We start from the raw sequence: 9691 nt of genomic DNA on the forward strand, positions 1-9691 counted from the left end.
ACGATCTCGCGGTCCGCCCCTATACTGAGTTCAAACTTCATACCGTATCGGATGGGTGCTCCCAGAGCGTCACGGGAGTAAAAGGGAAGTCCGGTGCGCGGCGCCGCCACTGGCGGCGCGGCAAAGCCGGCGCGGTCCCGCCACTGTAACGGGGAGCTGCTCCACACAATCGCCACTGGGCAACCGGGAAGGCGTGGAGCGGCGAAGATCCGGAGCCAGGAAACCTGCCCACCCGAGCGCGTACGGTGACCTTCGGCTGAAGGGAAAGTACGCATGCGGCCCTGTGCCGTGCCGGTCCCCGTGCTTCTAATGGGGGCCGTTTTTCTTGGGCCTGGCGCCGCAGACGGGGGGATGCGCGATGCCCGCATTGCTCGTTCGTCGGCACCTGGTTTGTCCCGCCTGGGTTTTTCTGATCGTGCTGGCGCTCGCGCTCCCCGCGCGCGCGCAGACCGCTCCGCCGCCCACCTTCGAGCTTCCGGAAGTGGAGGTGCCGGGGAAGCGGCCCCAGCTGCCGTCCACGACGCCGGCGTCGATCAGCGTGATCACTTCGGATGAGCTCGCGCGGCTCGGGGCGTTGACCGTTGCCGACGCCCTCCGTGTGCTGCCGGAACTGCGGATCAAGCAGAGCGGTGGGCCGGGTTCGCTCACGACGGTGAGCATCCGCGGTTCGTCCTCCGCGCAGGTGCTGATCCTCCTCGACGGCGTGCCCCTCAACCGTCCCGACCAGGCCAGCGTGGACCTGAGCACGCTGCCCATCCAGAATGTTGAGCGCATCGAGGTGCTGCGCGGGCCATTCTCGGCGATTTATGGAAGCGCGGCGCTGGGCGGCGTCATCAACATCGTCACGCGGGCGGCGCCGCTGACACTCGTGTCCACGCGGTACGGGTCATATGGTCTCGCCGGCAACCTCCTCTCGGTCGGCGGCCGGGTGGAGAACCTGACGTACCTTGTCCAGGGCATCCTGAACTCGAGCGGCGGGTTCGCCCCGGACACGGACTTCTCGAACACGACGACGATGGCGAAGCTCCGGTGGCAGACCGCGGACGATGCCGCCGCGACCCTGACGGTCAATCGGCTCTGGCATGCCACCGGCGCCCCGGGACCGCTCCCGGTCCAGGACCAGGACCCGCTCGCACGCCTCCGAGAAGACCGGACGCTCGTGGATCTTTCATGGCGGAGCGGAAAGGCCGACAGTCCGGGCATCCTGGCGCGCCTCTACTATCTCGAAGATGATGTCAACTTCAACCTCCCAAAGTTCGCCTTCCAGTCCGAAGACACGGCGCACCTGTGGGGCGTGCAGGCCCAGGTTGTCTTGGTGCCGTGGTCGGGCCACCTCCTGACGCTCGGCGGGGAGTACCAGGGACAGACGATCGCCCACAGCGATAATGCCCCCTCGCCGTTTTCGAACCAGGGATACGACCTCGCGTTCTACCTCCAGGACGATTGGCAGATTGCGAGCGGCATACTTCTGTCGCTCGGGGTCCGAGAAGACAACTTCCAGATGTACGGGAGCCAGGTCGACCCGCGCATCGGCGTAGTTGTTGTGCTCACCGACCGGCTCATCCTGCGCGCCGGCGCGGGCAGGACATTCCGGGAGCCCACGTTCGACGAGCTGGCCCCGGCACTGTTTGGCAACCCATCGCTTCAACCCGAGACCGCGTGGTCCTACGATCTGGGCGTCGAGTATGCGCTGGCGCCCGGTTTGGCACTGCACCTCACCGGGTACTATACGGACGCGACCAACCTGATCACGTCGGCCCCGCCGCTATTCGTTCCGCTGAACGTCGGCCATGCGATCGTGAACGGCGCCTCGATCGAGATCGTGGGCCAGGTCGCCGAGCAATGGTTCGTGCGGGCTAATTTCACCAATCAGCTGGCGCGCGACGCGAACACCGGCCTCGACGTGATCTATATCCCCCGCCAGCTGGCGAACGTTGAGGTGAGCTACCGATGGGCGCCCGGGAGCACCGCGACCGCGATCGTAAGCTACGTCGGCGACCGTTTCAATGATCCTGCGAACAAGGAACGGGTGCCGGGGTACTGGCTCGTCGGTCTCAACGTCGCGTGGGGGTTTGCGGCGGGATACACGCTGCAGGCCGGCGTCAATAACCTCTTCGACGTGAGCTACCAAGAGTCGCTCCACTTTCCCGAGCCAGGGAGGACGGTCTACATGGGTCTCTCGAAGACGTTCTAACTGATGATCAGGAGCACATCGAGATCCCGCTTTCTCATCGGTGCCTGCTGCGTGCTTCTTGCCGCAGCCGCGGGCCGGGCCGCATGGAGAGGTGCGCCTCCGCCGCCTCTGACCACCGGTCCGGCCGCGGCCGGTGGTCTCGCTCCTCAGCGCGGGGACACTAGGGGTCCAACCGCAGACCAGGAGGGAGCCGCTGCGCCCGGTACCTCGCTGTCGCAGCCGGCACCGCCGGAACGCCGGGTCCAGAAAGAAATTGTTCATCCCGCGGACACACCGAAGCGGACCGCGCGCCCCGCGACTTCGTCAGGCGCCGGGCAACCGTCGCCCCGTTCATCCGCATCGTCGCATGGCACCGCCGCGTCGCAGTTCACGCCCGCACAGCACCCCCAGCCACCTTCCCATTCGCCGCAGGGTTCAAGGCGCGACCCTCAGCCTGCACGCGATCCCGGCGGCTCGGAATCCGCTCCCCGACAATCTCAGACGCCCGCGGCCGGCCAGGGCCCGGCGCGTTCAGAAGACGGCGGTAGAGCGGGAGCCGGGTCCTCCGGAGCGACGACCACAACCGGAAGCGGCGAGGCCGGAAGTGGAGGTGTGGCGGGTGATGCCTCCCCTGCAGTGAGCACCCCCGGCGGTTCCACTGGAATCACTCCTCATGTCGTGCCGCCGCGGGTTATCAAGTCGGACGGAACAGAGTATCCGGTCGACGGCTTTCGACTGACGGTGCATCGGCAGGATCTTGGATCTGCGCTCTCGGTCGAAGGCGCGGAGGGCGCCGTGGGGGTGCGGGCCTTAGTCCAGGCCGATGGGACGGCGGCGAAGGTCGAGATTATCGCGCCCTCTGGTTCTCCGATACTGGACGGGGCGGCCGCGGCGGCGGTGCGCCGGTGGCTGTTTGCTCCGGCGACTCGAGACGGCGTGCCGATCGAAGCGTACGTGACGTTCAAGATTCGCTACGTCGTCCGGTGAAGGGTGGTGTGGCTGGTGGATCGCAGCCCAGCCAGCCGCGCCGCGCTCTCGTAAATCCCGAAGAACGCGAGCGAGTAGACGAGATCGCTCAGCGCGGTGTTGCGGAAGAACGGGATCGCGGCGGTGAAGGCGGCCCGCAGGCCCACCAGTGTGTGCGGGTAGAGAGGCCCCAGCCACTCGCCGAAGTTCGTCACGACGAAAAAGAGGACCGATGAGCTCAGCGCCGCCACGGCGACCCTGAGCATGGTCCGGCGCGCGCGCAGCGCCCGGCCGATAAGGACGATCAGGACGAAGCTCCCGTACACCGAGATCCATCCTGGGTAGAAGCCCAGAATCACATCGGAGAAGAACAGCGCCGCGATCGGCACGGCGAATGCCCACGCGCCCGGCATGACGGCCCCACCGAATAGCGCCATCGCGCCGATCGGCGCAAAGTTGGCGGGATGGGGCACAACGCGGAGCAGCGCGCCCGCGGCGATGAGGCCGTAGGGTAGTGCGGCAATCAACGTTCCCAGACGTTCGCGAACTCTCATCAGGCAATCACCGCGTACCATTATACCTTCTGGCCCTGCCCTTATCCTCTCCCGGCGCCGTTCTGCGAGAAAGGAGGGTGCCCGTCCGGGAGCAAAGTCCGTCCGTCGTGGTCTTCACCGCGGTCATCACCGATCACGACTTCCCGAGCCTCGAGCCGGAGGAGCGCGTCCTCCGCCCTCTTGGGGTCCAGCTCGAGGTGCTCAAATCCCCTGACCGCCACGCGCTCAAGTCCGCCCTCGGCCGCGCCGACGCGGTGATCAATCAAACGATCCCGCTTGACGCCGAGCTGATCGCCGCGATGTCCCGGTGCCTCTTGATCGTGCGATATGGCGTGGGCTATGACGGCGTCGACCTTGCTGCGGCAACACAGGCAGGGATCTGCGTCGCGAACGTCCCGGACTACGGGACCCAGGAGGTGGCGCTCCACGCCATCGCCCTCCTGCTCGCCGTCCACCGCCGCCTTTTGTTCTACGATGCCACGCTCCGCCAGGGGACGTGGCTCAAAGGCCCGCAGGCGACTCCGCCGATCCCTCGATTGAAAGGGCTCACGCTCGGCATCGTGGGACTCGGGCGCATTGGCCGGGCCGTCGCCGCGCACGCCGAGTCGCTTGGCATGCACCGGATGACCTACGACCCGTTTGTCAGCCGGTCCTCGGCGATGGAGGTGGGCGCGATCCTCGTCGATTTCGGGACGCTCCTCAGGCAATCCGATTTCGTGACGTTTCACACGCCGCTCCTGCCCGAGACGCGGCACCTTCTCGGCGAACGCGAGATCCAGCAGATGAAGCCGGGGGCGGTGGTGATCAACACTTCGCGCGGGGCCGTCGTGGACACTGCCGCGCTGGCCAAGGCGCTCCAGGCGGGACGGCTGGCCGGTGCGGGCATCGACGTCTTCGAGCAAGAGCCGCTCAAGCCGAACCATCCACTGTGGACGGCGCCCAACACCGTTCTGACACCGCACGTCGCCTGGTACAGTGTTGAGGCCATCCAAACGCTCAAGCGCCGGGTTGCCGAGGAGGTCGCGCGAGCCGCACAAGGGGAGTGGCCCCGTTCGCTCGTGAACCTCGAGGTCCGGGCCACGGCCAGACTGCGGTCCCACGCGGGTCCGGCGGGGGCCCCCTAGGGAGGAACCCGATGCCCGCTCCGAGCGTTACTCGTTAGGAGGACGCGGGTATAATATAGTGGAAGAAGCAAGAGAACGGTCGTTCGTTTGGGAGTGAGAGCGATGGTGCGATCACTTGTCGTTGGATTCGGTCTAGTAACGGCGCTGGCTGTGGCGGGCATCGTGACGCCGAAGGGCCAAGCCATGCTCGGCCTGAGCCATCCTGCCGCCGAACAAGCCACGCCAGTCACGGTCATCCAGGATAGGCCTGCGTCGATTCCGGCGCCCGTCCAATCGGTCGCGCCGGCGGGTCCAGTCCAGGGCGCGGGGGCCGCTCAACAGGCACCTGTGACAACGGTGCACCCTCAGGCACGCCCCGTTGGGCCGGTCGGTCAGCGTCCCCCGGCCGGACAGCCTCTCCCGCAGCAGGCCGGATCTGGTGGGCTCGCGGGCATCGCCAACATCTTGCTGAACTTGCCGCAGGTGCTGAACCAGGCGCACGGTGATCCCTCTCGCGGCTCCGATTCGTGGTCTGAGCAGGGGCCGTCGGACTCGAGACCGGTGCGGTTCCACAAGAAGCACAGCGAGGGAGACGATCATGTCAAAGATGCGGGTGACAGCAACAACTAGGCGGTTCGGGAAATAGCTCCAAGCGTCGTTCCGCCGCGAAGCACGAGAGCCGCCACGCTCAGTGGCGGCTCTCGAATTTGGTGCGCGCGTCCCGCCTGTGGTCGATCAAGCGGGCCCTCGAGCGGCCTCTCTTGACTCGATCAAATGTGTCTTGGAACCCCCTGCCCGGGAAGATTCGGATCCGGCGTGCCCGGCGTCATCGGCCCCGGGTTTGGGAAGCCGGGGATCTGCGGTCCCTGGTAGGGCTGCATATAGTAAAACTCCGGGTTTCCACCGCCTTTAGGCATCGGCCCCGGCCGCAGCTGATAGAGCTTCCCCTGGAAGAAGTAAAGGATCTTGTCACAGTCTTGCCCCCCAGCACCAGGTGAGGGCACGCCCGGCCCCTGGTCCTGGCCCTGCTGAGGGTTCGGCACGGGGATAAACTCCTTCGGGTTAAACGGCAGGCCCTGCGTGGGGGTCGCCGGGACCAGGATCACGTCGTGTCCGTGCGCGGCTGCACCGGCACGCCATCCCTGGGCGGCCGCGACGCCGCCAATCAAGAATATCGCACCGAGTCCTCCGATGACGATCCCCAGGACAAGCATCCGAACGCCGCGGTCGGCCATTGCCCTCGCTCCCTTCGTTGACCTGCCGGTCTTTCTTGTTATGGTAGCATACCCTTCCGCTGTTTCCCAGGCACCTGCGACGCCTTGCGACGCCGTGATCTGTCTGGGCGTCAATCTGCCGGCCCGTGCTACAATAAAGGGTGAGGTGATCCGGTGTGGCGTTGGTGATGACATTCCCCTGCGGACGCTGTGGCAAGAAGTACAGCGTCTATTATCCGAAGACGTTTATCGCCTCGGTATACGGCACGATGACCCCGGCCCAGGCCGAGCGCGAGGATGCTGAAGAAGTCGCTTCAGGCGCGATCGAGGCGACGCAGCGCCGCGCCGAGCGTGAAGGGAAGATCTGGATTGACGTGAGCCAGCAAGCCAAAGTGACGTGCACCTGCGGCAAGAACCTCAACTTGAACCTGGCCGATCACCCACGCGTTCCGCAGCGGAAAGCCGCCACCGCAGCTCGCCAGACCGGCATGATCGCATTTCCTGAGACACCGAAGAAGTCGCATGCCAAGGGACCCGGCGGATCGGGCGGTTCTACCCCGGTCGTTCCATCGGAGGGCGGCTCAGCACCACAAGGCGGCTGATCTTGATCCCCCTGGGCGTGTTCTCCGCCTCGTACTCGACGAGTTCTCCCGGTTCCAGCTTCCGCCGTCCAGCCCGACGCAGGACGCGGCGGTGCAGGAAGACGTCGTGACCCGCGGCGTCGATCACGAAGCCGTACCCCATCCGGCTATCGAACCACTTCACGACACCGCGCTCCACACCGTGACTGTTTTTGGCGGCGCAGAGGGGGATCCTCTTACGTCCCTCTACTGCTCAGGCTGTTTGACGGACATGCGTCTTCGGGGGAAGCCCTCGGAGTAGGTTATCGACCGACTCGGCGACATCCGGATGGACGCGGAAGACGCCGCGGCCGGCGATCTCTATTGCACAGTCGAACACAGGTGGCCCGGTGCGTTCCAGGATCGTATGCCGATCTACCCCTCGCAGTTCGATCTCCTCCAACGACAACACGATGGTGTGCATATCGCCGGCCAGACAGGCGAGTTCTGCGTTGAAGACGATATCTCTCAGTGAAGCTCCGTGCGCCGTCGCGATGAGCTGGATGCCCCGGCGGGCAATCGTTCGGGCAACCTGAGCGTCGGCGGCGAACCCCAGCTCATCCACGATGATCGTTTCCGCCCGGTGATTGATGACAGCCTGGAGGATGACCGCCGCTTGCTGGGTGCCGGCGTCCGCCGCTCGGCTGACCTCGGGCAGAGGGATCTGGATCCGCCTGGCGCCCCCGATCGCGGGATGCGGAATCTGCCCATCCCCACCAATCTCGTTGCTCGTGTCGACGATGATGACACGTCGGTGAAGTTGATCGGACAGGATGGAGGCCATTCCGCGAAGCACGGTTGTCTTCCCGGCCCCCGGCCGCCCCACGATCAAGATGTTTTGGCGGGTTTCGAGGAGATCGCGGAGCGGCTGGGCAGCGCCCGCGACGGCGCGCCCTACGCGGAAGGTGAAGCCGACGATTTCATAATACCGGTCACGGATACACGCGATCCGGTGAAGAGTTCGATCGATACCAGTTCGATTATCCTCTCGGAACCGCGTGACCCGGCCAAGCACGTACTGCAAGTCCTCCCGGCTCACCTCTCCCGGGAGCACCACAGGCTCATCATGATCCTGAAAATGGAGACGTGGTGGTCGACCCAAATCCAACTCGATCTCTTCGAGTGTTTCAACGCTCCGCCCATCGATCGAGGCTACCACCCATCGTGGGACAATGGCTAGGAGCGCGGTGACTTCGCCGGGGGCCCTCACAATCGGCTTGGCGGTTACCGATCGCGGGACACTGCGAGACGTGCCAGGCCGGCAAAGAGGAATTGGAAGGTCATTGGCCCGGCCCGATTCGGCGCCTGCCGGTCTTCGTCCGTCGGGAAGAGCGCGAAGATGACTTCGACCTGACGAGGTCCCCTCACGGGTGCATTGATGACGCCGGTTTCAGCGGCCCCCGAGGGAAGGAGCGCCGGCCTCGTCTTGTCCGCGTTGTTTCGAGACATTCCGAACGGGACCGACCGGCCGTTCACCTTGAGCACGACGCCGTTTGGCCGAATTGAGAAGTCGGTAGTGCCCTGGTTGTTGATCCGATAACGGATCGTGATGCTCGTTGGGTTCAGAAACAACTGGAAGACGCCCATCGTGTCCCCGAGGGCTTGCTGGACCTCGAGCTGCGATTCTGCCTCTCTTGCGGAGGGGGCTTGAGCCGGTTCCCCGCCCGTCTTGGAGCCAGCGGCCGCGGTCGTTGGTGAGCTGACAGCAATCGGTGCGGCCTCTGTGCCTCTGGCCGGAGACGGAACCGGCAGCGGGGGTGATGCCTTCGATTGCAAGGCGGGTGGAGGCGTCGTGACCACATAGACAAGGTCCGCCGTCCGCAGTCCGGGACCGATGGTGAGGTCCCAGATGGACGTGAGATCGCCAAACCACACGATCATGTTGGTAGCACCGGTTGCCGTCTGCGGTTGAAGTACGAGATCATAGACCTCCTGTCCATGCTTTACCGTCGTCGCACTGACCAGCCGGGGATCGCCGATCGCGACGGTGTCCACCCGGTGGTCGGCTCGGAGGACCGTTGCAAAACCCGGCTGGAGGCGCAGCGACGTCTTGGTGGAGCCGCCGAGGACGTGTACGGTGAATGTGATGGGACCGTTGGCTCCGCAGGCGACGGCTCCACTTCCAAATGGGAGAATCAGAAGGACAACCCAGACCAAGCGCCGTGCGAGGGATCTCACGTCCGCTCCCTCAGGAACTGTTCCATCCGCTCCGTCCCCCATTGGGAGATGTTGCGTCCTTCCATAAGTAATTTGCTCTTGAGGCGCCGGATCTTGTCGAGATCGATCGGAACCGCAAGCGCGGCGAGCGTGTTCCGGTCCACACCCTTAAAAAAGCGCAGCCCGCCCTGTGCAGGCGGCCGATTTCTGTGTGAAGAGACTTCCTCATCCACCCACTCTCGAATCACCTCTTGCATCAAGCGTCCCTCGAGGATCAGCCGTGCACGGAACCGCCTGTGAAGATCCTTGGGCACGTGAATCCCCATCTTCGCAATCTTGGAGCGCGATCCCGCCGCGCGGCCCTTGCCGCGCGAAGCGCGTGCGATCCACATGTGCTCCTCCTCAGGGGTGCGTTACTGCCAACTGTCTATCTCTCTATCTACGCATCTTACATCATACATACGTCGCCATAAGCGAGCAACCGGGCTTGCTCGCATCAAGGGAACGGCCGGGAATCAATGCCGCCCCTGGACGGGACGTTGGCGGAGCGCGGCAGCCACTTCTTGAAGGCGCCGGAGCATGTGGTGGTGCAATCGGATGACTTGAGCGATGACAACGTCGGGGTCCTCCCCATTTTCCACGAGACACTCCATCATGGAACAGAACAACGCCTGCGGGAGCCGCGTTGCACAATCTAACGCCTCTTCGACCGTCAACCTCCCGGAGCGTTCGGCGCCTTTGATCTGGGCCCAGACCTTGTCAAACAGCACTCTGGCACCCCCATGCTCTTAGGTCGGCGAGGTTTCGATTCCAGTCAAAAAGTGTACGTGGATTGTCGCAAATGCGCGACCAACCACGCGAACCTGCGGAATCAACTCCGCGAATCACCAAACGCCAGTTTCAC

The 9691-nt window shown here is 64.8% G+C and carries 12 protein-coding genes and 1 riboswitch; of the genes, 5 read left to right on the forward strand and 7 right to left on the reverse strand.

The genetic code is table 11. From position 1 onward, the window contains the following. Positions 1-36: 36 nt before the first annotated feature. Positions 37-247, forward strand: a riboswitch (cobalamin riboswitch). Positions 248-358: 111 nt separating this feature from the next. Continuing rightward, the gene (locus VFP86_11160; GenBank protein HET9000197.1) at positions 359-2194 is read left to right on the forward strand and encodes a TonB-dependent receptor; all 1836 of its coding nucleotides are present in this window, start codon (positions 359-361) and stop codon (positions 2192-2194) included. A 657-nt stretch (positions 2195-2851) separates the two neighbouring features. After that, complete coding sequence (locus VFP86_11165) at positions 2852-3160, forward strand: energy transducer TonB (protein HET9000198.1); 309 nt, start codon at positions 2852-2854, stop codon at positions 3158-3160. Here the strand turns inward: VFP86_11165 and VFP86_11170 are convergent. Continuing rightward, on the reverse strand, positions 3145-3693 hold the full coding sequence (locus VFP86_11170) for a DUF6580 family putative transport protein (protein HET9000199.1): 549 nt from the start codon (positions 3691-3693) through the stop codon (positions 3145-3147). The two genes, VFP86_11165 and VFP86_11170, sit on opposite strands and share 16 nt — an antisense overlap. A 77-nt stretch (positions 3694-3770) precedes the next feature. Here VFP86_11170 and VFP86_11175 point away from each other — a divergent pair, with 77 nt between their 5' ends. Together VFP86_11175 and VFP86_11180 are read left to right on the forward strand one after the other, a co-directional pair. Continuing rightward, complete coding sequence (locus VFP86_11175) at positions 3771-4817, forward strand: C-terminal binding protein (GenBank protein ID HET9000200.1); 1047 nt, start codon at positions 3771-3773, stop codon at positions 4815-4817. A 102-nt stretch (positions 4818-4919) separates the two neighbouring features. Continuing rightward, positions 4920-5426, forward strand: a complete 507-nt coding sequence (locus tag VFP86_11180) for a hypothetical protein (protein ID HET9000201.1) — start codon at positions 4920-4922, stop codon at positions 5424-5426. A 140-nt stretch (positions 5427-5566) separates the two neighbouring features. Here the strand turns inward: VFP86_11180 and VFP86_11185 are convergent, their stop codons facing one another. Beyond that, a complete protein-coding gene (locus tag VFP86_11185; GenBank protein ID HET9000202.1) occupies positions 5567-6031 on the reverse strand; it encodes a hypothetical protein in 465 nt (154 codons plus the stop codon). Positions 6032-6186: 155 nt separating this feature from the next. On the opposite strand from VFP86_11185, the gene VFP86_11190 reads away from it, so the two are divergent. Then, positions 6187-6612: a hypothetical protein gene (locus VFP86_11190; protein HET9000203.1), complete on the forward strand. Its 426-nt coding sequence runs from the start codon at positions 6187-6189 to the stop codon at positions 6610-6612. Here the strand turns inward: VFP86_11190 and VFP86_11195 are convergent. The 5 genes from VFP86_11195 to VFP86_11215 form a co-directional block, all read right to left on the reverse strand. After that, complete coding sequence (locus VFP86_11195; GenBank protein ID HET9000204.1) at positions 6563-6775, reverse strand: cold shock domain-containing protein; 213 nt, start codon at positions 6773-6775, stop codon at positions 6563-6565. The two genes, VFP86_11190 and VFP86_11195, sit on opposite strands and share 50 nt — an antisense overlap. Before the next feature lie 69 nt (positions 6776-6844). Further along, positions 6845-7687: a hypothetical protein gene (locus tag VFP86_11200; protein HET9000205.1), complete on the reverse strand. Its 843-nt coding sequence runs from the start codon at positions 7685-7687 to the stop codon at positions 6845-6847. 167 nt (positions 7688-7854) lie between these two features. Next, complete coding sequence (locus VFP86_11205) at positions 7855-8808, reverse strand: pilus assembly protein N-terminal domain-containing protein (GenBank protein HET9000206.1); 954 nt, start codon at positions 8806-8808, stop codon at positions 7855-7857. Beyond that, positions 8805-9179 (reverse strand): hypothetical protein, encoded by a 375-nt coding sequence (locus tag VFP86_11210; protein ID HET9000207.1) that lies wholly within the window; start codon positions 9177-9179, stop codon positions 8805-8807. Before VFP86_11210 ends, VFP86_11205 begins: the two co-directional genes overlap by 4 nt. Positions 9180-9302: 123 nt before the next feature. Then, positions 9303-9557 (reverse strand): hypothetical protein, encoded by a 255-nt coding sequence (locus tag VFP86_11215; GenBank protein ID HET9000208.1) that lies wholly within the window; start codon positions 9555-9557, stop codon positions 9303-9305. Between the last annotated feature and the right edge of the window lie 134 nt (positions 9558-9691).

This window comes from bacterium, assembly GCA_035703895.1.
GTDB lineage: Bacteria > Sysuimicrobiota > Sysuimicrobiia > Sysuimicrobiales > Segetimicrobiaceae > Segetimicrobium.

Excerpts from the sequence above, each read along its gene's own strand:
- VFP86_11170 (HET9000199.1), bottom strand. The coding sequence starts at position 3,693 with ATGAGAGTTCGCGAACGTCTGGGAACGTTGATTGCCGCACTACCCTAC.
- VFP86_11160 (HET9000197.1), top strand. The coding sequence starts at position 359 with ATGCCCGCATTGCTCGTTCGTCGGCACCTGGTTTGTCCCGCCTGGGTT.
- VFP86_11185 (HET9000202.1), bottom strand. The coding sequence starts at position 6,031 with ATGGCCGACCGCGGCGTTCGGATGCTTGTCCTGGGGATCGTCATCGGA.
- VFP86_11210 (HET9000207.1), bottom strand. The coding sequence starts at position 9,179 with ATGTGGATCGCACGCGCTTCGCGCGGCAAGGGCCGCGCGGCGGGATCG.
- VFP86_11180 (HET9000201.1), top strand. The coding sequence starts at position 4,920 with ATGGTGCGATCACTTGTCGTTGGATTCGGTCTAGTAACGGCGCTGGCT.